The 25124-nt window shown below is 48.5% G+C and carries 29 protein-coding genes and 1 pseudogene; 18 read left to right on the top strand and 12 right to left on the bottom strand.

What is annotated here, in order from left to right; all coding sequences use genetic code 11:
• From NQ546_RS07070 to NQ546_RS07055, 4 genes are read right to left on the bottom strand one after another with little or no spacing between them, the layout of a single operon-like run.
• The gene (locus tag NQ546_RS07070) at window positions 1-1449 is read right to left on the bottom strand and encodes a toprim domain-containing protein (protein WP_004289388.1); all 1449 of its coding nucleotides are present in this window, start codon (window positions 1447-1449) and stop codon (window positions 1-3) included.
• Between the two features lie 8 nt (window positions 1450-1457).
• Window positions 1458-3032, bottom strand: a complete 1575-nt coding sequence (locus NQ546_RS07065) for a hypothetical protein (protein ID WP_004289387.1) — start codon at window positions 3030-3032, stop codon at window positions 1458-1460.
• 24 nt (window positions 3033-3056) lie between these two features.
• Entirely contained in the window at window positions 3057-3281 is a 225-nt protein-coding gene (locus NQ546_RS07060; protein ID WP_004289386.1) for a hypothetical protein, read from the bottom strand.
• Window positions 3282-3301: 20 nt separating this feature from the next.
• Window positions 3302-4060 carry a DUF4099 domain-containing protein gene (locus NQ546_RS07055; protein ID WP_004289385.1) on the bottom strand — a complete coding sequence of 253 codons (759 nt, stop codon included), beginning with the start codon at window positions 4058-4060 and terminating at the stop codon, window positions 3302-3304.
• A gap of 140 nt (window positions 4061-4200) precedes the next feature.
• Between NQ546_RS07055 and NQ546_RS07050 the strand changes: the two genes are divergently transcribed.
• Window positions 4201-4995, top strand: coding sequence for a M23 family metallopeptidase (locus NQ546_RS07050; RefSeq protein ID WP_004289384.1), 795 nt, complete (start codon window positions 4201-4203; stop codon window positions 4993-4995).
• Between the two features lie 104 nt (window positions 4996-5099).
• Here the strand turns inward: NQ546_RS07050 and NQ546_RS07045 are convergent, their stop codons facing one another.
• The 5 genes from NQ546_RS07045 to NQ546_RS07025 form a co-directional block, all read right to left on the bottom strand.
• Window positions 5100-5360: a hypothetical protein gene (locus NQ546_RS07045; RefSeq protein WP_007219807.1), complete on the bottom strand. Its 261-nt coding sequence runs from the start codon at window positions 5358-5360 to the stop codon at window positions 5100-5102.
• Window positions 5361-5372: 12 nt separating this feature from the next.
• Window positions 5373-5522: a hypothetical protein gene (locus NQ546_RS07040; RefSeq protein WP_004289382.1), complete on the bottom strand. Its 150-nt coding sequence runs from the start codon at window positions 5520-5522 to the stop codon at window positions 5373-5375.
• A 476-nt stretch (window positions 5523-5998) separates the two neighbouring features.
• Window positions 5999-6583, bottom strand: coding sequence for a GNAT family N-acetyltransferase (locus NQ546_RS07035; RefSeq protein WP_004289380.1), 585 nt, complete (start codon window positions 6581-6583; stop codon window positions 5999-6001).
• 4 nt (window positions 6584-6587) lie between these two features.
• Window positions 6588-7346 carry a LytR/AlgR family response regulator transcription factor gene (locus tag NQ546_RS07030; protein ID WP_004289379.1) on the bottom strand — a complete coding sequence of 253 codons (759 nt, stop codon included), beginning with the start codon at window positions 7344-7346 and terminating at the stop codon, window positions 6588-6590.
• On the bottom strand, window positions 7321-7857 hold the full coding sequence (locus NQ546_RS07025; protein WP_004289378.1) for a sensor histidine kinase: 537 nt from the start codon (window positions 7855-7857) through the stop codon (window positions 7321-7323). Before NQ546_RS07025 ends, NQ546_RS07030 begins: the two co-directional genes overlap by 26 nt.
• A gap of 35 nt (window positions 7858-7892) precedes the next feature.
• Between NQ546_RS07025 and NQ546_RS07020 the strand changes: the two genes are divergently transcribed.
• A complete protein-coding gene (locus NQ546_RS07020) occupies window positions 7893-8180 on the top strand; it encodes a hypothetical protein (RefSeq protein WP_004289377.1) in 288 nt (95 codons plus the stop codon).
• Window positions 8181-8590: 410 nt separating this feature from the next.
• Here NQ546_RS07020 and NQ546_RS07015 read toward each other — a convergent pair whose 3' ends face one another.
• Window positions 8591-8767, bottom strand: a complete 177-nt coding sequence (locus NQ546_RS07015; RefSeq protein ID WP_004289376.1) for a hypothetical protein — start codon at window positions 8765-8767, stop codon at window positions 8591-8593.
• Between the two features lie 231 nt (window positions 8768-8998).
• Between NQ546_RS07015 and NQ546_RS07010 the strand changes: the two genes are divergently transcribed.
• From NQ546_RS07010 to NQ546_RS06935, 16 genes and pseudogenes are all read left to right on the top strand, one after another.
• Window positions 8999-9445, top strand: coding sequence for a hypothetical protein (locus NQ546_RS07010; RefSeq protein WP_004289374.1), 447 nt, complete (start codon window positions 8999-9001; stop codon window positions 9443-9445).
• 44 nt (window positions 9446-9489) lie between these two features.
• Complete coding sequence (locus NQ546_RS07005; RefSeq protein WP_007478980.1) at window positions 9490-9861, top strand: hypothetical protein; 372 nt, start codon at window positions 9490-9492, stop codon at window positions 9859-9861.
• Between the two features lie 51 nt (window positions 9862-9912).
• Window positions 9913-10326, top strand: a complete 414-nt coding sequence (locus tag NQ546_RS07000) for a single-stranded DNA-binding protein (RefSeq protein WP_004289372.1) — start codon at window positions 9913-9915, stop codon at window positions 10324-10326.
• Window positions 10327-10919: 593 nt separating this feature from the next.
• On the top strand, window positions 10920-11753 hold the full coding sequence (locus tag NQ546_RS06995) for an SH3 domain-containing protein (protein ID WP_004289370.1): 834 nt from the start codon (window positions 10920-10922) through the stop codon (window positions 11751-11753).
• A gap of 41 nt (window positions 11754-11794) precedes the next feature.
• Entirely contained in the window at window positions 11795-12223 is a 429-nt protein-coding gene (locus NQ546_RS06990; RefSeq protein WP_004289369.1) for an energy transducer TonB, read from the top strand.
• Window positions 12224-12253: 30 nt separating this feature from the next.
• Window positions 12254-13114, top strand: a complete 861-nt coding sequence (locus NQ546_RS06985; RefSeq protein WP_004289368.1) for an energy transducer TonB — start codon at window positions 12254-12256, stop codon at window positions 13112-13114.
• A gap of 26 nt (window positions 13115-13140) precedes the next feature.
• A complete protein-coding gene (locus tag NQ546_RS06980) occupies window positions 13141-14037 on the top strand; it encodes an SH3 domain-containing protein (protein ID WP_004289367.1) in 897 nt (298 codons plus the stop codon).
• 13 nt (window positions 14038-14050) lie between these two features.
• Window positions 14051-15355 (top strand): hypothetical protein, encoded by a 1305-nt coding sequence (locus NQ546_RS06975; protein ID WP_007478974.1) that lies wholly within the window; start codon window positions 14051-14053, stop codon window positions 15353-15355.
• Window positions 15356-15361: 6 nt separating this feature from the next.
• A complete protein-coding gene (locus NQ546_RS06970) occupies window positions 15362-17116 on the top strand; it encodes a hypothetical protein (RefSeq protein ID WP_004289365.1) in 1755 nt (584 codons plus the stop codon).
• A gap of 374 nt (window positions 17117-17490) precedes the next feature.
• Complete coding sequence (locus NQ546_RS06965; protein ID WP_004289364.1) at window positions 17491-18246, top strand: ParA family protein; 756 nt, start codon at window positions 17491-17493, stop codon at window positions 18244-18246.
• 7 nt (window positions 18247-18253) lie between these two features.
• The gene (locus NQ546_RS06960; protein WP_004289363.1) at window positions 18254-18508 is read left to right on the top strand and encodes a plasmid partition protein ParG; all 255 of its coding nucleotides are present in this window, start codon (window positions 18254-18256) and stop codon (window positions 18506-18508) included.
• A 462-nt stretch (window positions 18509-18970) separates the two neighbouring features.
• Window positions 18971-19222 (top strand): hypothetical protein, encoded by a 252-nt coding sequence (locus NQ546_RS06955; RefSeq protein WP_007219414.1) that lies wholly within the window; start codon window positions 18971-18973, stop codon window positions 19220-19222.
• A gap of 53 nt (window positions 19223-19275) precedes the next feature.
• Window positions 19276-21047 (top strand): annotated as a pseudogene (locus tag NQ546_RS06950) (ParB/RepB/Spo0J family partition protein).
• Window positions 21048-21103: 56 nt separating this feature from the next.
• A complete protein-coding gene (locus NQ546_RS06945; RefSeq protein ID WP_004289359.1) occupies window positions 21104-21271 on the top strand; it encodes a hypothetical protein in 168 nt (55 codons plus the stop codon).
• 413 nt (window positions 21272-21684) lie between these two features.
• Window positions 21685-22200, top strand: a complete 516-nt coding sequence (locus NQ546_RS06940; RefSeq protein ID WP_004289356.1) for a DUF4313 domain-containing protein — start codon at window positions 21685-21687, stop codon at window positions 22198-22200.
• Window positions 22201-22661: 461 nt separating this feature from the next.
• Window positions 22662-23138 carry a hypothetical protein gene (locus NQ546_RS06935; RefSeq protein WP_004289354.1) on the top strand — a complete coding sequence of 159 codons (477 nt, stop codon included), beginning with the start codon at window positions 22662-22664 and terminating at the stop codon, window positions 23136-23138.
• Window positions 23139-23356: 218 nt separating this feature from the next.
• On the opposite strand, the gene NQ546_RS06930 is transcribed toward NQ546_RS06935, so the two are convergent.
• Window positions 23357-24655: a type II toxin-antitoxin system HipA family toxin gene (locus NQ546_RS06930; RefSeq protein ID WP_004289353.1), complete on the bottom strand. Its 1299-nt coding sequence runs from the start codon at window positions 24653-24655 to the stop codon at window positions 23357-23359.
• Complete coding sequence (locus tag NQ546_RS06925; protein ID WP_004289352.1) at window positions 24652-24966, bottom strand: helix-turn-helix domain-containing protein; 315 nt, start codon at window positions 24964-24966, stop codon at window positions 24652-24654. Before NQ546_RS06925 ends, NQ546_RS06930 begins: the two co-directional genes overlap by 4 nt.
• Window positions 24967-25124 lie beyond the last annotated feature (158 nt).

Raw genomic sequence — 25124 nt, 5'->3', positions numbered from 1 at the left:
TCATCGGTGGAAACGTGCTTGCCGTTCCTGTTCGGGTTCTTCTCTTCTGGCCGGCTCTTCGTGAACTGATTCTTGCAGCTTGGCTTTTGCCAAGAGCTGTTCGTTCCAGTCCTTATAGCCTTTGTCAGCGGGCTCGTACACGATAAGGTCGGTGCTGTCCTCGCCGGGAGCGGGAAGATTACGGATCGCATCCTCTATGGCCATGATATTTTGTCTCATGCCCTCCAGCGTTTCCTCACTGGCCGAACCCTCGGCAAGAGCCATCTCGTACTCATCTTGGCACACCATGCTCATCTCCTGCAAATATCCGTCGCCGATTGTCCGATAGTCAAGCGTACCATCTTCCCGATAGATTTCTTTGGGACGTAAAAGCGTGCCGACTATCCTGTGAAAGTCGAAGGGTTCGAGTTTTACTTCGTAGTTTTGGTTCTCCTCGCCACTGATACGGACCAGCAGTTTGTCGTCTTTCGTCACGTTACTGGTGAATGTCTTGCCCGCATGGGTGAGCGCGAAGTTGATGGCGAAGATCTGCCCGGCACGGTCCCCGTCGAAGCAGAGATGGTGGTAAGCGTGTGGAGTGGCCTCTATCATGGCTTTGAACTGTTGCTGGCTCGGTGCTCCGCCAGTAGAGACGAACACTCCCTTTCTAAGTTCCTTGTCCCATTTCTGGTTAAGCTGGTAATAAGCCATTGCGTCGTAGGCACTCTCGAACCAATAGATACGCTTGGCTTCCGCAAGTGGGGTCTTGGCAGGGCTGGCAATCCACAGCCCCTCGCTCGAATTGCTGCCCTCGGCCTTGCCTTTGTAGCTGCCGCTTCCGTCCATTCTTGCACGTCCCCGTTCTTCGAAGCCCACGACCGTACCGTCGCCTTTGGGCAAGGTCAGCGGAAAAGCGAGATTGGTGTATGCCGCACCGTCCTCACGATGTTTCGTCGCCAGACAGAAGTGGCGGTGGAAGGCATATTGCGTGTAGAGGTCGATACCCCGGCTCTTGAAATAAGGATAGAACTTCTTCTGTGTCTCCCGGTCCTGCGGGTTGAACTTGTGCAGGTCGTAGTTTGCGATGTCGAACGGGCGGATGTCCCGCTTGGGCTGTATAATCCGCGTTGTCCGGTCCTCGATAGGATGGTTCAGCAGCCGGTTGCACACGAGGTTCACCAGTCGGTCGGGGGACATGCCCACACGGTATTCCGTGAAGAACTGCGGGTGCTCCTTGATGAACGAGATGATGTTATAGACTTTCTGCTGCTGGGCTTGGAAGCAGCATTTTCCCTGTTGCGTCACGATGAACTTGTCGCCGCGGATACGCCGTCCCTCGCTGTCTATACGAACATACGAGGGATAGCGCAGGCCGTCGCGCCGGTTCAGGTGGTAGCCCGCGTCAATCAGCACGTCCTGAATGTTCAGCCTTTGCAGGAAGTCGTCGTAGGTAAGGTCTCCTTCTCTCATAGTTGTCTTTATCTCCCTCTTCTCATATCGTTAATATCCTGATTCATCTGTGCCTCGAAATTGCGTATGGCCACGTCTCTCGGCGTATCGACACCGGGTTTGAAATACGGGTGTGGCGGGCCACCGAAACGCTCGCCGTAGAACTCCGGACCGTGATGATGATGCCGCAAGCCGTGGACGACGCCCGCCGTGATGACCGTTCCCGCTGTGAGGGCGGCGAAAATTTTCACGCCGAGACTGCGCTGCGCTTCCGGCCGCATCTTCATGTCCACCTCGCTGAATATCTTCGAAAAGATTTTCATGCGATGGTAGTCATCGACCGCAAGGAATTTATCGTAATCCTTCTGGCTGATCTCGTGAGTGATGACTTGCCCGTCGATGACGGCCGTCATCTTGTACTTGCCCTCTATGGGGGATGGATGTACGGCTATTTCGCCGACCTCGACCTCCCTGCCGTGCCGTTCTTCCCGATACCAGCCCTTGCGCTCGTCGAGCACGGAAATATCCCGTCCATCGACGGAAGCGGTTGCGCCATACGGCATCTCCTGCCGGAGCTGGTTTTCCAGAGGGGAGAGGATTTCCTGCTCCTGTTGCTGGCGTTGCGTCAGTTCCTCCTGCACTTCGGGGTGCAAGCCGAGGGCGATACGCCGCTCGCTGTCGAGATCCGCCATTGTTACCTTGTCGGCGAAATCCGCCCTGATTACCCCGTTCAGGACTTCCAGTCGTTTCTCGACAGGTTGTTCCTCGATGGAGTTGGAGGTCAGGACGGCCGTTTCTTCTTTCGTCAGGTCATAGACCATATCGGCGGCCACCTTTTCGGACTGTACGGTCAGGGTCCGTGCCTCCTTATCGACGATAAGACCGTGGGAGGCAAGACACTCCTGCCATTTCTCGTTGGAAAAATAGACCGGAGAAGCAATCAACTCCTTGTAGGTACGGGCCGGTTCTGTACTGCGCGGACGGCTGACTATCGGCGTGATGACCGTTTGCAAGTCCTGCAGGACATCGGTCTGTCGTGCGGACTGTATAGGCTGCCCGTCCTTGTACTTGTAATAAAATCCGTAGCCGCCCGATTGCAATTCGCCCGGCTTCATGCGCCCGTCCCACCGTTCAGGGACAATGGGTGGTCCCGGATAGAACAGCTGTCCGCCGACCCGCCGCAGATGGAAACCCCACTGGTGGCGTGGCGTCCAACCGAGGAACGGAGGCGGCATACCCAGCCGTCCCACACGTCCGTATTCGCCCATACCGATACGGTAGCCGTGCAATCCCATAGCGACACGGCCGTTGGCGTTACGGGTATGGACGAAGTTCTTGGGCATATAAAAGTCTTTCCCTACAATGCTCGTGAACACGTTGTAGGCTTTCTTGTTGGCCGAGTTTGTCCCCCAGTCCGTCAGGGCCAACATCTGACGCTCGGTAAGGTCGTAGGTCAGCAGCGGCGAGTCGTGGCCCTGTACCACGAGCCGGTAGCCCGTGCCGTCACTGACCACGTGGGCCTGCATACCGTTACGCCTCAATATGTCCTGCATTTCGGGTTGCAGGTCCATCATTCGGGGGTTGGTATTCTTTCGTATCGCCATAATCCGTTGTTAAAAAGGTTTCCGTTATGCGTCTCCGCTCTCCATCGCCGCTTCCAGTTGTTCGTCCTTGTAGTGGACGAACTCGGCGGCCGATTCATTGCCCACCATGAGACCGTGCTCCTTGCAATAGCGGGTATATTCCTCCTGCCATTCGGGTGAGAAATGATTCACATAGTCAAGCCAGCCGTACTGGCCGCGCTCCATCTTCTCGATAAGTACCTCTTCGGGATAATATTGGTGTTCTGCCATATTTGATGAATGTTAAGATGTTATTTGTGAAGTCCCGCCGCACGGTTACGCTCGGCGCTTTTCTTCTGTTCGTTCCACAGTTCCTCGGTATATTCCTCTTCGGGAACGTAGTCGAGATTGCCGTCGTCGTCCATCACCCAGCAGCCGTACACGCCGAAAGTGTATTTGTCCCACTCGCGTTTGGGTTGTTCTTTCCATTTTTGGCTGTCGCCCGAACAGAAGCGGATGCCGGTCTTGTCGTGCAGGTCGATACCCACTGTGACGGGTTCGTCGTCTACGACCAGCGTCAGCGGTTCGCCGTTCTGCATTCCGTTTACCTCTACCGGACCGAGATGCATTATTTCGGCCAGCACTTGCAGGTTGCGCCCGATAATCGGCGTGGGAACATACATCACTTGCTTCGTTCCCTCGTCTATCTGCACGAATGCCTTGCTGTGCCGCCCGTCCGCCGTCTCCACGTCCGCAATGATGGCTTTGCCGTCAAGAAGCTGTTTCTGTTGCGCCTCGTCATAGCGTTCCAGCGGCGAGGATTCCAGAACGGGATAGAACACCACGTCCGGTCGGCCGTCGTCCCTGCGGACAAGGGCGAAGCGGCTGCGGCTCTCTATCAGTTCTCCTTTCTCGTCACGGACACGCACCGGAAGCACGGGAGAGTGTCGACCGTCGCAAATCTCATCAAGGACACGCATCGGCAAGTCCTCGATCATCTCCTGTGTAAGCCCGAATCGGGCCAGTGTCGGATAGGGCAATTCAATTAGTTCAAATCGTACTTTATTCATAATTGATTTTGTATTTTGAATTATACTTTGCAAAGATAGATTCTTTTCATTTCGCTGTATATAATAGAATAATATTAGTGTATTAAGAGTGTTTATTTTTATGTTCAAAGTATGATTTTACACATAAATTCATACTCTGAATGCTTTTTTTGTTGTACTTTGGTCGAAAAAGGTCGTGGAAACGGGACATCTTGGGCAGAGCTGGTTATATTTGCCGCATGAGAAAGAAACTACTGTTTTTGATGGCGGGTGCTGCAAGTGTCGCAGGCCCCGTTCAAGCACAATTCAATACGGTTTCGACCGTGCCGTTCCGATACAGGGTTGAAGTCGTTTCTGCCGGTAGGGATAATGCGGTAACCTTGCCCGGATACACGCTTTCCGTCCAAGACACCTTACCACCGTCAGGAGACGCTGCCCCGGCATTGTCTGCCGACACCTGCAAGCACGTATGGATAGAACGCTATCTTAGCGTAAGCTATCCGCTGCGCCGGATGAAAATCAACTCGCTTTATGGGTATCGGAAAGACCCTTTTACCGGAAAAAGAAAGTTTCACAACGGAATCGACCTCCATGCGCGGGGCGACGAGGTAATGGCCATGATGGCGGGAGTGGTAGTGAAAGTCGGGCAGGACAAATCCTCCGGCAAGTATGTAACCCTCCGGCATGGAAACTACACGGTCAGCTATTGCCACCTGTCGCGTATCCTTACCCGGAAAGGGGCTGCTATCGGGCCGAGGGATGTCGTCGGCATTACCGGTTCTACAGGACGCAGCACCGGTGAACACCTGCATATTTCCTGCAAGCTCGACGGCAAAAGTGTCGATCCGTTAATGGTACTGGATTACATCAAGTCCATACGCGAAGAGTGCGTGGCGGCACTGGCCGAATCCAGAGAAACTTCCTCATTAAGTCTTGCAGATGAAAAATACAGATAATTCTCGTTTATTTTTGTTAATTATTTTATGGAAATGGTAAGAAAGGGGGGCTATGCTTACCCTATGGAAAGTAAAATTAAAGCATAAAAGGGTCCGTTGTTGTTCTATCGTTGGTACTGACGGCTTTGGTATGCAGTTCCGGTGCGCAGCATGTTCCGGCGGCCGGTGTGGCGGCTGCGCAGGAATGTTGTGTCCGAAATACGGACAACGCCTCTTTTCTGCAATTTCATGACAGAAACTCTATCCGGCAAAAAAAGGACAGCGACATAACAGGCATAGTCGGAGAAATCCCCGATGTGGCTTGCCGTGCCGGCGCATAGGTAAATGGGGTGCATCTTCGGTACATATCCGTGGAAACGGCCCATCTTCTCCGAACTTTACAGCGGTATCTCATTTGCCGCATGAACAACCTGACCTATTGTTGTACCCTCGTGCATGACTCTTCCCGTAGCCCGAACTGGGACAATGCCTGCGAGCATTATATTTTCGGGATGAGACGGATTCTGATTTAGCAGTTTGTTTTTCATGGTTTATACTGATGTCTACACTTGGCTGAAAAGCGAGGTGTAGCTGTTCGTGGTGAATATATTGAATAATCAAAAAAATAAAATTTTCGCACGGTATGAATCAAAATATTTTCGCTTCCGAAACGCTGTTCTCGGCGGCATATCTCAATATTGAACAAACTACTGATATTTCACGTCATTATCTCCGTTTCTCTCTGCACGGTCGGACTGTTCATCTTGTTTTGTTGTTGGGACTGCTACGGGCAAGCCTGACGGTGTTTCCCGTGAGGCGAGCAACCCAGTATGACCCGTCGGTATGAAGCTGGACATCATTTAATCTGAGCGGAAACAGGAGCAATATTTCGCTTTATGCCTATGCGGCGATAGATAAAAAAGAGTGGGGTTGGTGTGGATTGGATGCCAGCCCCCTTGTTATACAGAATAAACATACAAAAAGCAATGGCTTGTCCCGCCGGAACAACAGGCTTCGTGTCCGGCTACAAGTCTTCTACGAAATGATTGGTTGCCTCGTCCCAATATTTCCTGTACACGAACTCGTTGTCGCCATTCAGGTTTAACTGGTACATTCTGAATATCACGGGGAAGTTCTTGGGTTGCCACAGTTCTTCGTATGAGTAACGGTACGTCATGCCGAGCTTCCGCATCACGTTTCCGCTTCTCGGGTTGTTCCTGTCGTGCGTGGCGGTGATGTAGGGCAGACCGTCTTTCCTCACTTGGGCGATGACGGCTCCGCCCGCTTCAGTGGCAATCCCCCGATGCCAGAACTCCTTGCGGAGCCCGTAGCCGAAATCGTGGTGTTCCTCCATATCGACTTTCACGTAGCCTATCGGGAAATTGTCCGTTTTCAGGCAGATGGCATAGGCGTAGGCTTGCGGCTGTCCGTATTTCGCCGCATACCTTTCCTGATAAAACCGCCGGGTTTCTTCGAGGTCTTTCACCGGATACCAAGGCAGGAATTTATTGGCTTCTTCGTCTTTGAGTATCAGGAAGAGGGCTTCCATGTCTCTTTCCGTGAACTTCCGCAGTATCAGGCGGGAGGTTTCCAATATAGGTGTATTCATAAGCTTATCTGTCTAACCATCCTTTCAGCTCCGCCGCCCTTTCCCGGCTTACGATGATTTCCACATCGGGATACTTCTTCAAACGAATCTTCAGTCGGGAGTTGAACCAGTTATTGATACTCAAGATACTGTCTATATGGATGAGGTACTGGCGGTTGGCGCGGAAAAAGACATCGGGGTTGAGCTGGGATTCCAGCTCGTCGAGAGAATAAGGCACGGTCTCGGACGTGCCGTTGTTCAGGCAAAGGAGCGTATTGCGTTCGTCCAAAGCGATGTGGCTGATATCTTTCACCTGCACGGAAATATAGCCGTCGCGGTAAGGCAGAAGAAAACGCTCGCGATAACGGTAATTGCTTTGCCGCATATATTCCAATAGCTGGCGCACCTCTTCGCCGTTTGTCTGCGGGGAACTTGCGCGGCGCACTTTTTCCATGGCGGCGGCAAGCTCGTCGGCCTTGACGGGTTTCAGCAGATAATCGAAACTGTTGTATTTGAAGGCCTGGATGGCATACTCGTCGTAAGCGGTGGTGAAGATGACAGGCGAGGGCACTGCCGTCCGGCGCAGCACGTCGAAACTCAGGCCGTCGGACAGGCGGATGTCAGCGAATATAAGCTCCGGGGCAGGATGTGCCTGTAGCCATTCCACCGCCTCCACAATGCTTGCCAACGGCCCGTCGATGCGGAATGTGCCGTCGATTTCTTCCAACAGCCTTTTCAGCCGGTTGAAGTTCCGTTTTTCATCTTCTATGATCAGGATGTGCATAATCGTCGGGTATAATAGGTAATTTGACTATATATGAATGTTCGCTTTTCTTGATGACAGGCTTTTCCTCGCACAACAGGAAGTAACGCTCGATGATGTTCCGTTGTCCGATACCGGTAGATGACAGGTCGGACGACACGGGGCAAAGGTCGTTTTTCACCACAATGTGGTTTCCTTCCCGAAAGACGTGAATATGCAGCGGTTGGTGTACCGACAAGCGGTTGTGTTTGATGGCGTTTTCTACCAGCAGCTGGAGGCAGACGGGGGGAATCCGGCCGTCTGTCCGCTCCAGTTGTTCATCCACATCGACGCTTATGGCATTCTCGTAGCGCATCCCTATCAAGTAGAGGTAGGAACGCAGGAAATCCAACTCTTCGCTTACCGGCACGGTGTCGCGCTTCAAGTTTTGGATGACGTAACGGTAAACGCTCGACAGATTCTCAAGGAAGCGTTCCGCCAATGTACGGTTTTCCACTATCAGTTCGGACAGAATGCTGAAGTTATTGAACATGAAATGCGGGTCTATCCACCAAACTGGCAAAAGAAATGAATATCACGATGAATGACCGTCTGGAGTTTGCCCATGACGAGAACAATCCCAAAGAATGGTTTCTGCACAAGACCGCCGACAAACAAGGTTTCCCGCTGCAGTTCAACAGGGGAGGAACACGCTTGAGGAATAAGTACATCTGTAAGACCATTTTGGATATAGCGAAAGTCAAGGAGAGCGCGACATTCTTGGTATCGAAAGACCCGGTAAAGACCGAGCTGGGGTCATTTTACAGAATAATACTCTCTTGTCCCATTCTCCCGAAGAACAAGCCCAAACTATAAGCCTGTAACCTCTGTGGTCTGTCCGAAGGGCGAATGCCTTTCGGACAGATTGCAGGGCAACCGATACCTTTTATAGCACGATTATCTCCTTTTTTACCTTCAGGCTGTTTTCCCTGTTATACGTCGGCTTTCCCAACCCCGTAAACAGTTGGAAGTCTGTGCCGTAACAAGTCGTCAAGGAAAGGGACGGGAGGCCGTTCCAAACCGGCGGCAGCCCGGATCGTGCCGTTCCATGCCGGAGCTTCGACCTGTCGAAACAACACGGTATTCCACAGCCCGACCGGTCTTTATGCCGCTGGTTTCGGACTTTCCGCCTCCTGTTCCGTATCTTTCCCTTGTGACCTGCCACGTCAAGGGCAAACAGCGATACTTCTTATCCGCCCCGCGCTTTCATTCCGCCCGGTCGAAATTCAGGCGTGGAGCGGATAAGGAGAATCCCGTTCGTGTTTGCCCCGGCAGACCCTTGCTTGACCCGCCCAAGCCGCATTCTTTTCTATTTCATTTTCTCCTGCATTTATATCCGGCAAGGCCGTACCCCCCTTTTTACCATCATATTTACCGGCCTGTTCCGGTTTCCTCTCCGCCATCGCCGTCCGGTTTTCCAGCTGCAAAGGTCGGCTGCCGCGCTTGATCCGGCGGCTTGAAGTGCATTCCCTGCAAATTCTTCCTTTCTGCGAAAGAGTAATTGGCCGGGAAAACCGCCGTATGAAGCCCTGCCGGCAGTCGTGTACCGCATCTGTAAAATCCCGGAACGGTTCAGGCAGAGAAAAGAACCGAAAAAAGGGTAAAAAACAGATGTTTCACATAAAAGACAAGAGATGGACAAGAAAAACTGTAAAACAGGCAAACGCACAAAACGGCAGGTTGAAAAAATCCTGATGGTTATCGACGTCAAACGGGAAATCATAGATATTCTTCAGATAACCAATCGGCGTTTTATGTACAATCCGCAAACGGGAACTTTAATTTTAGGAGATGAAATGTACGGCAAAAGCATTTGCAGCTCCCATGCTCAAGAGTTCCATGCGTCACAAGCGGAAGGACGCTTCGATGATTATTTGCGTGGGTGGATAGGTGTCTCGAAAAGCTATCCCCACGGTATTGTTCATTTTGCCCCCGCTGTCAGCATGGAACAGTTCGACTGTGGATTTGACGCGTTGCAAATGTTCGCCAGACTTGAAGGTGTAAACGAAGATACTATCGTTCGTGGATTTTGCACTATGCCGGAACAGAGGATGGGGGATTTGCTGCCTTCCTCTCTTTAAGATACCGGCCCGGTCAAAACTGGCTATAAACGGGAATCGTGCCTATGGCAACACCATTGGCGGAGGGCACGATATCCGTTTATAAATACCGCAACTCCGTTGTCGGCTTCCTTTTATACCTCTCTCTTTCCCTCTGCTCTTATACTTTGGCGAAGCCCTCTTCCTTTTATATCAGTTATAGGTATAATCTCTACGGTCTCCTCTCTGCCGTCGCCGTCCGGTTTTTCAGATGCAAAGGTCGGCTGCCGCGCTTGATCCGGCGGCTTGAAGTGCATTTCTTGCAAATTCTTCCTTCTACGAAGAGTAATTGGCAAGAAAAGCCGTCGCATGAAGCTCTACCGGCAGCCATGTACCGCATCTATAAAATCCCGGAACGGTTCAGGCAGAGAAAGGAACCGAAAGAAGGGAAAAAATAAACAGTTTAGGTAACGCAGGACCAACCACCTTGCCACAAACAATTTTCTATTATGTTACATGTTCACACTATCGGACGCATCGGCAAAGACTGCCAGGTTATTTCAGGAGTACACGGCTCATTCATGGCTATGGACATAGCCGTTGACGATTATTCAAGAGGACAAAACACTACCACTTGGATAAGGGTACGCAGCAACAAGGACAACCATATCCATTTGTCCGAATATCTGACGAAAGGAAGACTCATACTCGTTGACGGTACACTGTCATCTTCCCTGTGGAAAGACAAGAACGGCGAGAGCCAGATACAGCTCTCCATCACGGCAGAAAGCATTGCCTTTATCAATACCGGAAAACGCGAGGATGCGGCAGCCGGAGCGGACAACGATGTAAACGGTGCAGACAGCGTACCCGTTCCTCCCGCCGATTTTCCGCAGGACGAAAAGGAGGATTTGCCCTTCTGATAAGATAATAACTATCTGAAAATAAGCAGATACTAAATATAGTATTTACTAATCATAGTAAAATAGGAAATTAGTAAACCTATTCTTGTTAAAATTAGTAGATACTATATTTTTGTTTTTTAGTTTCGTCCTTTCTTAAGAGTTCATACATCTCAAACATTTTTTCTATCCTTACAGAGTTTTTCAGAAAATGTTAGCCCATTATTTAATAGATTTGTCTTTCTTGCAGTTTATTTAATATTGGTTTTAGAACAATAGACTTAAAATCCACTCATAACTTTAAGAAAATCACGGTATATAAGGTCCTGTTTCATGAAATTTCACTACCTTTGTGCCGGATTGAGGAAACTCTTTCCAAGACATATTAGAAAAGAAAGAAGCGTTATGCTTATCTCGAAGTCGGGAACGTAGGAAATTCAAGACTATTCAGAGGGAAAAGCGTAATTGGTTTCTCACGCTATAGCGTGGGCTGCTATTACCATACTCTGAATAAAGGTTATTCCTACGACCTCCGACTTAGAACGTGGCATTTGCAGTTCCACGCTTCGTGGTTTAATCAAGCAGACTCTACGGGACTGCAAGAGTCTTAATTTATGATGAACAGATATAGCCAGCAAAGTATTTGTATGCTGAAGAATATGTTCGTTAGCAGAAACATTATTAAATGGGTTTTGTTTCTAATCCTTAATTTTTCCCTATGTACGCAATCTTTTGCAGATCATTATCGAGTGACCGCTCCCAACGGTCTTAATGTACGAGCTTCAGCCAATAAAAACGGAAAACTATTAGGACAATTGTCTAAGGATAACGTGATTGATGTTGTATCTATAGAAAACGGATGGGCTAATATCAATTATAATGGCTGGCAGGGTTATGTCAGCGCATCGTATCTGGAAGCCGTAACAGAAACAGACGAAGCGGGTACTTCCACCAAAGAAGAGTCATGGGACTTAACCTCTTGGTTGTTTGATTCCGAAGGAGAATCGGCTTGGTTCACAGCGATAAAGTGGATACTGTTTTTAGGCATAGCCATCTACATTATTAAGATTGTGTTACAATTCTTCGCATTGATGCTGGTTGTAGGTTTGATTGTTGGAGCGATTGGATTGGCAGTAGGTTTTATTCTTGATTGGCTGGGTTGGATAGACTCTGGTACCATGTGGGATATGGCCCAATGGGGATTCAGTATAGGCAACGGGATAGGTCTTATTATGGGTATTCTCGGTTTTAAAGACTTGCATAAGGGAGCGACGGAGTCTTGGAGCGGTTCATCATCAAGCAGTTCAAGTGGTTTGAAAACAGCAAGTTTTACTGATTCTGGAACATTATATCATCTTACACAAGATTCTCCCTATAGCGAGTGTGATTACACCGACCAATTTGGCGGCAAATGGGGACGCGACAGTTCCGGATTTTATCGCAAATAAATGAATAATGTAACGTATTGATAATTAAATAATAAAACTGTATGAAAAAACAAATTATTTTGAGCAGTTTACTATCCGCACTGCTGATTGGCAACTGTTTGGATACACAGGCTGCAAATGAGGCAAGAACTATCAATGATTTGCCTTCGATGGCAAAAGTTTCCCAGAACAAGAGAGAGGTGTCTCCGGAATTTCCCGGTGGTATCACCGCATTGGTACAATTTTTATCAAAGAATCTAAAGTTTCCGACAGTTTGCAAGGAACAGAAAATACAAGGCAAAGTGTTGGTGAAATTTACAGTCAAGAGCGATGGCTCTATCTCAAATATTCGTGTTACCAAGTCTGTAGATCCTTATTTGGATAAGGAAGCTGTCCGCGTAGTGAAGTCCATGCCTCGTTGGATTCCCGGTACACAGGATGGCAAACCGGTAAATGTGGAATACACTCTGCCTATCACGTTTAAACTCTGATGAATCTAAAAACTATAAAACGATATACGTATGAAGCGATTATCTATTTTACTATGCCTCATTGTCTTAGGGGCATTCTTCATGAGTCATGCGACTTTTGCGCAAACAAGTTTTTCCATTCCTCCCAAGAGTTATCCGGTAAATGTGCCGTTCAAATGCGATGCCGGAGTGGATCGTTATTGGCATGTTACCAGCGTTACTTGTACGGGACGCGCTAATGGCGGCTATAAATTTCAGATAAAGGGAGTGGCACAGAAGACAAGCCGCAGTTTGCCCATAGACTTGTTCTACCTGATGCCGGGCAATCGGATAAAAACAGCGGGTACTTATTATTTTCCACGTATCGAGGAGGGAAAAACATTCAGTTTCGAAGTGGTATCGGCATTCTCCGGGTACGCTCCTTCTAAGTTCAACGGTTTTCTTATCTCCAGTGAAGTGTTGCAAAGAACATTACAACAGGAATTGGAAGAGCAAAAAGAAACAGACAAAGATACTCCCGAAAGAAGATTTGGTATGCCAACCACTCCGAAGGAAGATAGACGAGAACCGGCACAATCCAAGGTAAGCCCCAATAAGGTGTACAAAGGCAGCGAGGTGGATAAGGAGCCGGAATACCCCGGTGGAAACCAAGCATTGCTGGCGGATATTGCCCGAAGCATACGTTATCCCATGATCTGCAAACAGCAGAAGATTCAGGGCGATGTGCTTGTTTCCTTTATAGTGGAGAAAGACGGTTCGGTATCTGATGTTACGGCTGTGAAAAAGGTTCATGCCAATCTCAATACCGAAGCCGTAAGAGTGGTCAAGTCCTTAAAGGAATGGACACCCGGAATCAAAGACGGACAGCCTGTACGGGTACAGTCTGCCGTATATGTCACTTTTAGTCTTTAATTTTAACCATATAAAGCAACAGCATAATGAAAAAATTGATATGCCTAAGTTTGATAAGCCTTGTTTGTGGCTTCTTGAGTGTACACGCGTCTATACAAGCAGATGACACAAAACCCTTTGTGGGCAAATGGGAATATTGGGAAGGCAACAGCCAAATTCAGTTGGAAATAGACCTTTACAACACACCGACAGATGGCAGTTACGGTGCTTACAATGTGTTTGAAGGAGGCTATGGGCTTACCTATAGTATTGTAGACGTCTATCACATTGATAATACAGAGGCTTCGGTTGCCGTAGAAAGCAGTATGGGAAAACAAAAAGCGGAGTTCAAGTACAATCCCACCACGAAGGAACTGTCCTTCTTGCCACCCGGTTCAGAGCCGGTAGTGTTTAAGCAGAAAGATAAATGTAACTACGTATTCATCAGTGGAGGAGATAAAATCAATGTCCGTTCCACCCCTGTATCGGGTAGTTCTTTAATGAAAGCCAACCGTGGACAAAGCTTCAGATTCTTGGGGAAAGAAAAGGGATGGTTCAAGGTAGAGCTTTCTGCCCAAGACAAACGTATCGGATATATTTCTCCGAAGTATGCTTTTTACTTGAAAGATAACACCATCCCAGAACATGCTTTTTCAAAAAGTTATGCCAATGCTCTGACATCGTTCACACTGGAAAAGAAAGGAGAACAAGTTTTTATGGTCAAAACGACCATGTATCCTCCACAAGGTGAAAGCATTCCTATGTCAAGCGTGGAGTCGTATGCCGGAAAAATAGAGGGTAACGCACTGGTCTTTACCTATTTTAGTGGAATGCCCACGCAGGACATCAATGAAATGTCGAAAGTAGAGCCTTATGTGGTGTATTACTGGAAAGAGTCGGGAATGTTTATCATGGAGGGCGAGAATTATGCAGCAGATATGTAAAAAGAGCAGCAGCATGAAAAGAATGGTTTACCTTGTCGCTTGCCTGCCTTTTTGGCTGACATCGTGTGAAGAGAAAGTCACCGCCTTGCATTTCAACGAGGCGGAACAGGTATTTGAAATCGGAAAAGAGAGTGAACTGCGTTTCCTGAACGAAACGTTCGAAATCAAGGATAAAAACATGGAAGCACAAACGCTGCTCACCGATGCAGGCAAGGAGATTCCAGCAGATGAAGTGCGGATTAAACTGGTGAAGGACATCGAAATCAGCGGTGAATGGACACCGATTAAATTCCCGGTTAGGGAGTTCGACGGCAACGGACATACCATTACCTTCGACGGAATACGGGTGGTCATTGAAGAGAGCTCCAAAGGAGTATTTGATGTCGGTCTGTTTGAAGAAATGGGTGGTGAAAAAGAAGCTGTGGTCAAGGATCTGACATTGGCAGGTGACATGACCATCGACGCTCAAAAGAGAGAAGACGGTTATAGCCTGCTTGCCGGTTCTCTGGCGGGAGAGTTCAAGAATGGATGTATCGAGAATTGTACCAGCAAGGTGGATATCTCATTCGCTGACAATAAGGGTATCTGTACACTCTGTCTGGGTGGACTTGTCGGAGACCTGGATAGCTACGGCTCCGAAGTGGAAGTGGCTTTGCGTGGCAAGATAATCAATGAGGGCAACCTCACCGTTAATCCGTGCAGTGATGCCTACATAGGTGGAGTCATCGGGAGGGCCACCAATTATGGTAAAATCTTTATCAAAGAGAATGTCTGCGTCGAGAATAAAGGCGATTTGACCGTGCAGTGGAAGGCCGATGCCCAACCTGATCATAGCTACATCGGTGGTGTTGTCGGACTTTTCAAAACCAATGAAACTGATATAGAGCATCTCCATAATTGGGGAAACATCCGCTTGGACACACAGAATACATCTGCTACATTTAATATCGGAGGGGTATGTGGCGAACTGACACCTCACAACTACGAACGAATCTATCCGTTGGATCTGTACAATGCAGGCAACATCGAAATCAAGCATGACCTGCTGGCTGAATTTTCCGCCATCGGAGGAGTAATCGGCAGTTTCGGAGGTTCCTCTTTCCATCAGGTGGTGAATGAAGGCAAAATCATTGTGTCGGGAAAAGGATGCAAATACATCTCCGGATTGCTGGGTTCGGAAAGCTCGATACACGGGAACTGTTATCTGCATTCGTGCTGTGTAGATAAGGTCGGAGCTTATCCCGTCTGGAATATCTCTTATCATCCTGTCACCAAGCAGGTCCCCTGCAAGGAAAATCATCCAACAAATCAAAAATAACGGAACATGAAAGCATTACAGACCATACAAGCTGTCGCTCTTTCTTGCTTGCTGTCGATAGGAGCAGCAAGCTGTGGCAGTGAAGAAAGCAACCAGCCTTATACACCGCTTCAGGTGTATTTTGATCCGGTAAGAGTGGATATGAATGCGGAACATCTGATGCCTTATTTCGTAAACTATCCTACGGATTGGGCAAAGATGGGATTGCGCAACTATCCGAAGCTGGTCACCTACGAATACCACAATGCACAATGGGGTGTGACAAGCACCTCGCAATACGAGTTCTTGCCTAACGGCCGTTTATCCGAACAGCGGCGCACTTCTTTCAATGTGGGTGCAACCGGATTTGATGTCATTTCGTATGAATATAACGGCAATTCCAATCTGACCCAAATCAAATCGGTAGATGACGGACGTTACAAACGCCGGAAAAAAGATGACGGCTTCACATACGACAGTGCAGGTCGGTTGATACGTCGCGACAAGAACGGGCGGGGACATTATGACACAACCACTTTTCTGTATGCCTATCACGGTAATGGGGTATTGCAATCCATCCTGCCCGAAAAAAAGAATGGCACGGTCAATGAATCGGGCGTGACGCTTCATGAGATGCAGTTTGACTCGCTCGCTCACTTGAAGTCTTTTGAAACACCGAAGACCACGAACATGTTCTTGAAAGACATCGACAGTTACAAGACAGGACAATCGGTGACAACCTATGTCTATACAGGCCATCTGTGTACACAAGCCGTAGAGAAGATTCCCGTTGAATTTGACGGGGGGAACGAAACACTGACTTGTACCAGCAGCTTTGCGTATAACTCACACGGAGACTTGGCTACTTGGACGTATAGCGGAGGTGTATATAAAAGTAAAGGCAACAACTGGCGGGTGGATGACATGACGTTTACCGTCTCCTACGATTATGTATATGATGAAAAAGGAAACTGGACACAAGCTACCGTTACATTCCCGGCTAACATCGATGAGATACCTGCATTGCGTACCTACTATAAGGCTTTCAGAGACGGATTTACATCGAATCGGGATCGTTCTTCTGCTGTCAAAGCGGGTGAGACTCCCAGCCTGACAGCTGTCCGCAGCATTGATTACTGGGACGATGAAACGATTGCTTCCATGAAAGCTGCAAAAGAAAACGGTCAACCTGTCCTAATGGGTAGTTTACGCTACAAAGGAACGGATATTTATGGGTTGTCCGGTAAAGTCAAGTCGGTAAACGGCAATGAGGAATCACTCAAATTTGACCAGGCGGGCAATCTGATTGCCATGCAGAACAAGTTCGGAGACGAAGCGGCCTATCAATATGTCACAGCTACTTCCTACAAAGTGGAAGGATGGGGAGATTATGTGGTGAACATCGAATCAAAAGATGGTATGCGGACGGATATTTGTCCGGATGCTGATACCAACACGGAACTTGACCAGACCTATATGTTTGATAAGCGCAATCGTATCATCAGTCATCAGTTTACTTCGCACATGGCATACGTCACTTGGAAATACAGCTATGAAGGTGACAGCAAATACCCGGCCACGATGATACAGGAGCACCCGGAAGAAGGTAACACCACTTATCGCTATACCTATACCAAGTTCGACAAGCACAAGAATTGGATAGAGCGGAAGGTAAGCTACACCACCGAATACGATAAGTATGATGACAATGGGAACTATGTCGGCGATGAATATACTGCTCCAGAAGAATATACAGAGAAACGAACCATCGAGTATTGGTAAATTTGTAAAATCTCTATTGATTTACTTTCTGACCCTTTCTCATTTGAAATTTGCTGATAAATAAACCAAGCCTTATTAGACAAGAGAATCTATTGCTACAATAATTGCTATGGATTCTCTTGTTTTTTTGTACTCATCTGTAAAGTGTACTCGAAGGATTTTTTCTGAAGAATACACTTAATTCTTGCATTTAAAAAGTACTGTAGTACAGAGCAAATCTGCCTTACTGTATAGTATATACTATATTTAGTATAATAGTAAATACTATAATACTAATATACTAAAATTATATATTGTAGTAAATTAGTATATACTAAAATTAGTAATTACTAAAAATAGTATTATCTTTGTATTGAATTTAAAGGCAATATGTTATGACAAAAATAATTGCGGTTCTAAACCATAAAGGCGGGGTCGGAAAGACGACCACCACCATCAATCTGGCTGCGGCCTTGCAGCAGAAGAAAAAGCGCGTGCTGGCTATCGACATGGATGGTCAGGCAAATCTCACGGAATCCTTCGGCCTCTCCATTGAGGAGGAACAGACCGTGTACGGGGCGATGAAAGGCAAATACCCCTTGCCGTTAGTTGAAACGGCAGGAGGTGTTACCGTCGTACCGTCCTGTCTCGATCTCTCGGCTGCCGAGGCCGAACTCATCAACGAGCCGGGACGGGAACTGATATTGAGCGGGCTAATAGCCAAATCGCTCGATCACCGGAAATTCGATTATATCCTTATCGACTGTCCACCCTCGCTGGGATTGCTTACACTGAACGCCCTTACTGCGGCAGACTACCTGATTATCCCGGTACAGGCACAGTTCCTCGCCATGCGCGGCATGGCCAAAATCATGAACGTGATTGCCACCGTCCAGGAACGCTTGAACCCGAAACTCGCCATTGGCGGTATCGTCATTACGCAGTTTGACAAACGCAAGACGCTGAACAAGAGCGTGGCCGAACTCGTCAAGGATTCATTCTGCGACAAGGTGTTCAAGACCGTTATACGGGACAATGTATCTTTGGCCGAAGCGCCCATAAAGGGCAAGAACATCTTCGAGTACAGCAAGAACAGCAACGGGGCTAAGGACTACATGGCTCTGGCGCAAGAGGTACTGAAATTAAAATAACCCCGATATGAGCAAGAGCGATTTACTGAAAGACAGTATGAAGGGCGGACTGGACGGGTTGCTGTCGTCCACGAAAAAATCTACCGGCGGAAAACAGCCGGTAGCAGCCCCCACGGAGAAAGAAACGGCGGTTCATTGCAACTTCGTCATCAACAAAAGTATTCATACCCGTATGAAATTCCTCGCCATCAAGAAGAACATGTCGCTGAAAGACATCGTGAACGAGGCAATGAAAGAATATCTGGAAAAGAACGAACAGTAAACAGGCATGGCTGCCGCATCTGCCCACCCCGGAGACGGTAGCCATGCGTCCTTTTTTATCCGCCCGCTGTTTTCCATAGGGCGCATTCCACCTTTATAGTCTTACCATCTTTTTCTTTTTACCTGCCCGCAAGTACAGGCATATTGCCCGTTTTATCCCTATTCTAACCCTGACGGGCATATCCCTTTTTTACCGATTCCTTTACCGCTGTCCCGGCTTCATTCTCTGCCGTCACCGTTGTGTTTTATCAGATGCAAAGGTCCGCTGTCGCGCTTGATACGGCGGCTTGAAGTGCATTTCCTGCAAATTCTTCCTTTCTACGAAAGAGTAATTGGCAGGAAAAGCCGTCGTATGAAGCTGTACCGACAGCCGTGTACCGCATCCGTAAAACCTCAAAGCGGTTCAGGCAGAGAAAGGAACCGAAAGGAGGGAAAGAAAAAACAACGTAAAATTGACAGCGATATGGATAAAATCAAATTGGTAGTTTATAACGAGTACGCACTGGGTTATATCATGCCCGAACAACCCGACAAAGTTTGTACGTTGGTGGATAGGATAACGCTCGGCGCACCGTTTCGGACAATGAATGAACCCTATTTCATCGGGAAAAGAGATACCGTCAGACTGGCGGGCAGAAAGGACTTTGACACTTTTCGGGTAGTGTTCGACGGGTACGACAATCCGCAGGAGTACGAGTTTGACACCGCACAATAAAGACAATAGTAATCAAACAATCTAATGTAATAACAAATTGAAATTTATGAATTATGGAAACAGCAAACATTCAATCAGTAGTAGAGAACAACATCGTATCGGTTGCATTGATGAATATTCAGCCGAGCAGTTATAACCCACGCAAGCACTTTGACGAGGTGAGCCTTGCCGAACTGGCCGAGAGTATTCGTCAGCAGGGAGTGTTGCAACCTATCGGCGTGCGCCCCATTGCGGACACCGACCGCTTCGAGATTGTTTTCGGAGAGCGCAGGTATCGTGCCGCCCTTATGGTAGAACTGACCGAGATTTCAGCCGTCATCTTGCATGTTTCGGACGAGACCGCCGCCGAAATGGCCGTGACGGAGAATCTGCAGCGCAAGGACGTTACCCCCATAGAGGAAGCCAACGCCTACCAAAAACTTATGGAGAGCGGTCGCTATGATGTGCAGTCATTGGCCGAGCAGTTCGGCAAGAACGAGAACTATATCCGTACCCGTCTGAAATTCGTCTCACTGATACCCGAAATAGCCGAACTTTTGGAAAAGGACGAAATTACAATCAGCGTGGCGAGTGAGATTTGCCGATACGGTACGGATATTCAAAAAGAGGTGTACTACAAACATTTGAAAGACAGCGACAGCATGTTGTACGACTGTTGGCGAGGACTGAAAGCCGCCGAGGTGGCAAAGTTTATCGAACGGGATTTCACGACAGACCTTAGCCGTTACGCATTCGACAAGACCTTGTGCGCCTCATGCCCCCACAATACCAACAACATGATGTTGTTCTGCGAGGGTGGTTGCGGAAATTGCGCCAACCGGAGTTGTCTGGCCGAAATGAACGCTTCCTATCTCGTGGAGAAAGCCGTGCAGTTCGTGGAACAATACCCCTCCGTATCGCTATGCTACCAAGATTTCAACAACAACATGATTGCGGTGGAACGCCTTACCGCTATGGGGTACGAGGTCGAGCACCTAAATACCTATGCCACGCCATACCCCGAAACGCCGGTAGCTCCCGAAAAGGAAGAATACGACACTATCGAGGAATACGAGGAGGCATACAAGGAGTACGAGCAGGATTTCAGCAACTATATGGAAAAATGCAAGTCAATCCATGAACGAATTGACACGGGCGAACTCACGTTTTATATTAGTATCGGACAGAAAGAAATTACGCTGTGTTATATGGCAAGTGCTGCCGCCAATGCGGACATGGCTACCGAAAAACAACTCTCCCCGGTGGAAAAACTGGAGAAGCAGGACAAACGTAACAAGGAAATAGCCGTCGAGAAAACCGTTGCAGACGCTAAGAAACAGATTTTGGACGTCGATATGTCCGAAAGCAAATTCACGCAGGACGAGGAAAAGATGATATATTTCTTCCTGCTGTCGTCTCTCCGCAGGGAACACTTCGGGGTATTCGGTATCGGGGAGAAAAAAGCCACCAACACCTTGAGGACGAAGAAAAGATGAACATCATCGCCAACCTAACGGCCAAGCAGAAAGCCGTTATCCGCAGGGATTTCTTGATAGACAACTTCAAAGGCGCATACGGCAATAACGCTACTGCCACCCTCTTGCTCGATTTTGCCCGTAAGCACATGCCCGACACGCTCGCCGAAATTGAAAGTGGATATAATGAGGTGTATGAGAAACGCCATAAACGTATCGAGGAACGCAAAGCCGCCTTGTTGGCAAAGGAACGGCAGACAAAGCCCGAAGAAACCGCCGAGGCGGAAAATACACAACCCACGGCAGAGGTACAACCCGAAGAACATACGCAAACCGAAGAACATACGCAAACCGAAGAGGTTGCTGCTTGACCATAATTCAATAGCAGGACGGAGAAATCCGCCCTGCTGGTTTCTAAAAAGAGGTAATGATGAAATGTAAGGACTGCAAACATTACAACGGTGCAACAATGCCCGGAGCAGGATTGTGCAATGCGACACAGGCACGTACCTTTGCCACGACGGTTTGTTTCAACGGATTGTTTTCTCCGAAGAAACGGAAAGACAAGCCGGATAGCAAGGCCGGAAAAAAATAGCGCAACGCTACAGGGAGATAGCCGCAGGAGTGGCTGTCTTTTTTAGCACTGCCGCCGGCAGATCTCCCTTTTTACCCCTTCGTTTTCCTTTTGTATGGAAATCCCTTCGCCGACGGCTCTGCCCGTCGGGACATGCTTTTTCCGGTGCAAAGGTATTGCCTTGGAGGAACATTCAAGTACCGCTACGCTATTTGAACACAATTTTTCAGCAGCTTTCCCGATTTTCAATCGTCCATATTTCGCGGACGCTCAATACCGCAACTATAAAATTCTGCCCAAATTCCTTGCCTGTTTCTCCCTGAAAGGCAATCTTTGATGCACGTAAAAATCAAATCCCGACGGGAGAAGCCTGAAGGCTTCCGAAAGGAGGGAAAAAATAAACAGATTGTTCAACTGATTAATGTTAAAATTTTATGGAAATTCAATTTGCTATCGTGCGTTCCGAAAACAGAGAGTATTTGTGCTACAAAGCAGGTGAAGCGTATGTAGATGCCAGTAACCCTATGATTGCTTTTGCCGCAGGTGAAGATGAATTTGAAATCGTAGAGCCGGACAGCTCTTTCAGGCAGAAAGAATACGAGTTCAGAGGCGAACAGTATTACCTCGTACCAGAGTTTTACCGCAATGGTTGGTTGGCTCTCACCTTGGTAATGGTGGAAGATGAAGACGAATATATCGTGCTTTCCGTTAATTTGGAGGAAATGGACGCACTCGGTCTGCCGGACCGTACATTTATCGACGTCAATCATTACCCCGAAGCAATGGAGTTCTTGGTGAAAAACGGACTGGCGACCGATTCCGAGTATAAGCGCAGGAGCGGCTTCGTGGAATACCCTATGGCTATGTTGAACCTGCCGCTTCTTTATCAGCATAACCCGCAAATTTTCCAAAAAGCGAACATCGAGCTATTCGGAGAAGAATGTTTTTGAAAAAGGATTGTTCCACGAATAGAAAAGCATCGGGTTCCGAAAATTGAATGTACAAGATAGCGTACCGATAATACAGTCAGTGCGCTGTCTCCTTTGTCTTTATCGCCCGCCTTCGTCCTTTTATAGTCAGCCTCCCGGATACCCCGCCACCGCCCATTTCCTCTTATAATTGCATTCTTTCCCTTTTGTAGCGGTATGAACCGCCTGTTCTTCCCATCCGACTTTTCCGGCCCTCACCGCACGGGTTTTATCCGATGCGAAAGTCGGACGTCGCGCTTGATTCGCCGGCTTGAAGTGCACTTCTTGCAAATTCTTCCTTCCCAAGTGAAGCGTAATTGGCAAGAAGAGCCGTCGTATGAAGCCGTGCCGACGACCGTGCATTGCATCTGTAAAACCTCGAAGCGATTCCGAAGGAAAGGAATCGAAAAAAGGAAAATAAATAATCAATAACTCACAAGACAATGGGAAAATACGATTTTATCAAGACCGGGAATCTGCTTTATTGGCATGACCCGGACAACGGTTTGTCCGACGGGGCTTACCGAGTGATTTCTGCACCGGAAAACATGGAAGACGACAGCATTATTCTGATTTCGTCCGGTACTTCGGAAGCGGAGGTTTTGCCTTCGGAATTATCACCGATAAGTACGGGCAGAAGTCACAAAGAGGATTTTTTGCGCTGGAAAGCGGAACGTGAAGCCGAAGGCATGGAGTTTTACAATCGCCTTTCCGAAGTCATGGATACGGAGGACGATTTGGCTGTAGGCGACATAGTGGCATTTACAAACGATTATGGAGTAGTATTCGGCCCCCAAGAGGTATTAGCTTTCAGGAAGCCTTGGAACGGTGACAGATGTGTGTATCTTGACAGCGACGCCTATTGGTTTCCCGACCGTCCCGACCAGTTGACCCTCCTAAGCAAGAAAGGGGCGGAATGACAATGACAAGAGAGTGTGTCAAAACTCAATTTTTGAAGCTATGAACTTAGAATTTGAAATTTGAGTACCCTCAAAGGCTAAAAAAGGGTCGTATCATTACTCAATACAGAGCTTAATACGACCGTTTTAAAATGTCATAGTTACAATCTATAACTTTTCGGAGGGGACATTTTAGTTTTGACACACCCCCTCATTTCCCCTACATGAAATCCCACGCTCTATTTTAATCGGTCTGCCCGGTTGTCGCTCACGCACTCTATTCGTGCGGCGATTTCCTTTTCTATCGTTCCTATCCATTCCTCTCCGACACCGGCCTCCCGGCCGTATTCCGGGTAATGCGAGACGATACCTATGGCCTTTTCTATGAACGGCTCTGCGGCCTTTATACCATACCGGCGGGCTACTTCCAGCAAATCCTCCGCAGTAATGCCCTCCGTCTTGTTGTTGATTGTCATGCTGTGGCGGTTGACGTAATACGGTGCGTCCGGATCGACCGAGAACGTGTAGTCATAGGTCGGAGCAACGTGCCAATGCCCGTCGTCGTCCATCAGGAAGCTGAAATTCTTGTTATGGTCATCGACGTTCCCGCCCAGAACGTTCAGCACCATCGAGCGGAACAGTTGCCGGAGTTCCCCCGGCGGCACGCCGATACGGCAAGCTGCCTCGAACAGTGCTTCGTAAGAATCCGCCGAGGGGTTCATGGCAGCCAATGTCTGGATATGCACCTTCTTGCCGTTCTGGCGGTCGAAACGCTCGGTCAGGAAGTGCGCTGTCTGCTCGCCTTCAAGCAGGCGGCTCGGCATCATCTGAAGCTCGGCATCCACAGCCATCAGGTAATAGCTGTATTCTATCCGTGTCGTCGGCATCTTCTGGTGTTCGTCGAACTTGACGATCATCGGCGTGTAGCCCGGATAAGGGGTCGCCACCTGTCCGGAGTAACATTGTCCCTCCTCGAAATTGACGTTGACCACTGCCTTGGGCCGTCGCCCTCCTGCGGACGTACCCACCTTGAACAGGCTTTCGACCATCAGGTTGCCCGATACCGGGACGTTGAACCGTCCGGCTTCCTCGAAAGCCTGCCGGGCCAGTTGGTAGAGATCGGCGATCTCGACCTTGAACGGTGTCTCCAGTTCCTCGGCAGTGGGCGGGACGAACTCCAATGCCCCCATGCCACGCCGTCCGATATAGGCGAGACGGTCGAGGGCGGACAAGTCCCTCATACGGATATGATGCACTTTGGCCCATTCGTTGAACACGGTGTTTCCCCAATGGTCGGGCAGTGAATCGGCTATGAACGACGGCAGGCCGCCGAAAAGCCGCTCTTCATCGGGATAGACCGGCAGGCCGCGCTGTGCGGCAACCCCTTTTACCGGCGCACGGAGCGGGGCGATATCATAGCCGTTGCGGACATAATCGCTGTCGAAGTAGAAACAGGCTTTGCTGCGGTGTCCTTCCCGGTTGGCGACAAGCGTGCCGACCTTTTTATCCCATAGGATTACATCGAGACTTTCTATCATTTCTTGCCCCTCCTAACTCGTTTAGGTATCAGTTTCTCAATTTCCCGAAGTGCCATCGGCGGCATGGGCAGTTCCGGCAGGATTTCCGCGAGCCGCTGTTCCTGACCGAGCGCACGCAGCAGGGAGATGAAATTGGCCAAGGTTAGGTTACGGCTGACCCCTTGTTCAAAATGGCTGATTGTCGTCTGGCTCACGCCCGACTGTTCGGCCAGCTCCTTCTGGCTCATGCGAGCTGCCAGACGGTACTCCTTGACACGCAACGCCAGAAGCGTCAGCATATCGCTGTTTGTGGTATAGTTCGTTGCTCCCATAATATCAATATATCACTATTTATATGCAAATATAGCAACAATTATCCATATATAGATATATAATTTTCTTTTTTAGTTTCCAGCCGTCCTTTTCTACCACTTTCAGGTCTCCGTATTCTCTTCCGTCTGGCTTTCCTGTCCGTCACCGCATCGGTTTT

Source organism: Bacteroides eggerthii (genome assembly GCF_025146565.1).
In the GTDB taxonomy this organism is placed as follows: Bacteria; Bacteroidota; Bacteroidia; order Bacteroidales; family Bacteroidaceae; genus Bacteroides; species Bacteroides eggerthii.
The sequence above is the reverse complement of the archived record's forward strand: the minus strand, read 5'-3'. Positions and strand labels throughout refer to the sequence as shown.

Excerpts from the sequence above, each read along its gene's own strand:
- NQ546_RS06980 (WP_004289367.1), top strand. The coding sequence starts at position 13,141 with ATGAAAAAATTGATATGCCTAAGTTTGATAAGCCTTGTTTGTGGCTTC.
- NQ546_RS07030 (WP_004289379.1), bottom strand. The coding sequence starts at position 7,346 with ATGCACATCCTGATCATAGAAGATGAAAAACGGAACTTCAACCGGCTG.
- NQ546_RS07055 (WP_004289385.1), bottom strand. The coding sequence starts at position 4,060 with ATGAATAAAGTACGATTTGAACTAATTGAATTGCCCTATCCGACACTG.
- NQ546_RS07005 (WP_007478980.1), top strand. The coding sequence starts at position 9,490 with ATGGCAACACCATTGGCGGAGGGCACGATATCCGTTTATAAATACCGC.
- NQ546_RS07040 (WP_004289382.1), bottom strand. The coding sequence starts at position 5,522 with ATGAAAAACAAACTGCTAAATCAGAATCCGTCTCATCCCGAAAATATA.
- NQ546_RS06965 (WP_004289364.1), top strand. The coding sequence starts at position 17,491 with ATGACAAAAATAATTGCGGTTCTAAACCATAAAGGCGGGGTCGGAAAG.
- NQ546_RS06960 (WP_004289363.1), top strand. The coding sequence starts at position 18,254 with ATGAGCAAGAGCGATTTACTGAAAGACAGTATGAAGGGCGGACTGGAC.
- NQ546_RS07015 (WP_004289376.1), bottom strand. The coding sequence starts at position 8,767 with ATGGCGGAGAGGAAACCGGAACAGGCCGGTAAATATGATGGTAAAAAG.
- NQ546_RS06940 (WP_004289356.1), top strand. The coding sequence starts at position 21,685 with ATGGAAATTCAATTTGCTATCGTGCGTTCCGAAAACAGAGAGTATTTG.
- NQ546_RS07000 (WP_004289372.1), top strand. The coding sequence starts at position 9,913 with ATGTTACATGTTCACACTATCGGACGCATCGGCAAAGACTGCCAGGTT.
- NQ546_RS07070 (WP_004289388.1), bottom strand. The coding sequence starts at position 1,449 with ATGAGAGAAGGAGACCTTACCTACGACGACTTCCTGCAAAGGCTGAAC.
- NQ546_RS07010 (WP_004289374.1), top strand. The coding sequence starts at position 8,999 with ATGGACAAGAAAAACTGTAAAACAGGCAAACGCACAAAACGGCAGGTT.
- NQ546_RS07035 (WP_004289380.1), bottom strand. The coding sequence starts at position 6,583 with ATGAATACACCTATATTGGAAACCTCCCGCCTGATACTGCGGAAGTTC.
- NQ546_RS06955 (WP_007219414.1), top strand. The coding sequence starts at position 18,971 with ATGGATAAAATCAAATTGGTAGTTTATAACGAGTACGCACTGGGTTAT.
- NQ546_RS06945 (WP_004289359.1), top strand. The coding sequence starts at position 21,104 with ATGATGAAATGTAAGGACTGCAAACATTACAACGGTGCAACAATGCCC.
- NQ546_RS07050 (WP_004289384.1), top strand. The coding sequence starts at position 4,201 with ATGCTTTTTTTGTTGTACTTTGGTCGAAAAAGGTCGTGGAAACGGGAC.
- NQ546_RS07020 (WP_004289377.1), top strand. The coding sequence starts at position 7,893 with ATGAATATCACGATGAATGACCGTCTGGAGTTTGCCCATGACGAGAAC.
- NQ546_RS07045 (WP_007219807.1), bottom strand. The coding sequence starts at position 5,360 with ATGGGCCGTTTCCACGGATATGTACCGAAGATGCACCCCATTTACCTA.
- NQ546_RS07025 (WP_004289378.1), bottom strand. The coding sequence starts at position 7,857 with ATGTTCAATAACTTCAGCATTCTGTCCGAACTGATAGTGGAAAACCGT.
- NQ546_RS06985 (WP_004289368.1), top strand. The coding sequence starts at position 12,254 with ATGAAGCGATTATCTATTTTACTATGCCTCATTGTCTTAGGGGCATTC.
- NQ546_RS06970 (WP_004289365.1), top strand. The coding sequence starts at position 15,362 with ATGAAAGCATTACAGACCATACAAGCTGTCGCTCTTTCTTGCTTGCTG.
- NQ546_RS06975 (WP_007478974.1), top strand. The coding sequence starts at position 14,051 with ATGAAAAGAATGGTTTACCTTGTCGCTTGCCTGCCTTTTTGGCTGACA.
- NQ546_RS07060 (WP_004289386.1), bottom strand. The coding sequence starts at position 3,281 with ATGGCAGAACACCAATATTATCCCGAAGAGGTACTTATCGAGAAGATG.
- NQ546_RS06925 (WP_004289352.1), bottom strand. The coding sequence starts at position 24,966 with ATGGGAGCAACGAACTATACCACAAACAGCGATATGCTGACGCTTCTG.
- NQ546_RS06990 (WP_004289369.1), top strand. The coding sequence starts at position 11,795 with ATGAAAAAACAAATTATTTTGAGCAGTTTACTATCCGCACTGCTGATT.
- NQ546_RS06935 (WP_004289354.1), top strand. The coding sequence starts at position 22,662 with ATGGGAAAATACGATTTTATCAAGACCGGGAATCTGCTTTATTGGCAT.
- NQ546_RS06995 (WP_004289370.1), top strand. The coding sequence starts at position 10,920 with ATGATGAACAGATATAGCCAGCAAAGTATTTGTATGCTGAAGAATATG.
- NQ546_RS07065 (WP_004289387.1), bottom strand. The coding sequence starts at position 3,032 with ATGGCGATACGAAAGAATACCAACCCCCGAATGATGGACCTGCAACCC.
- NQ546_RS06930 (WP_004289353.1), bottom strand. The coding sequence starts at position 24,655 with ATGATAGAAAGTCTCGATGTAATCCTATGGGATAAAAAGGTCGGCACG.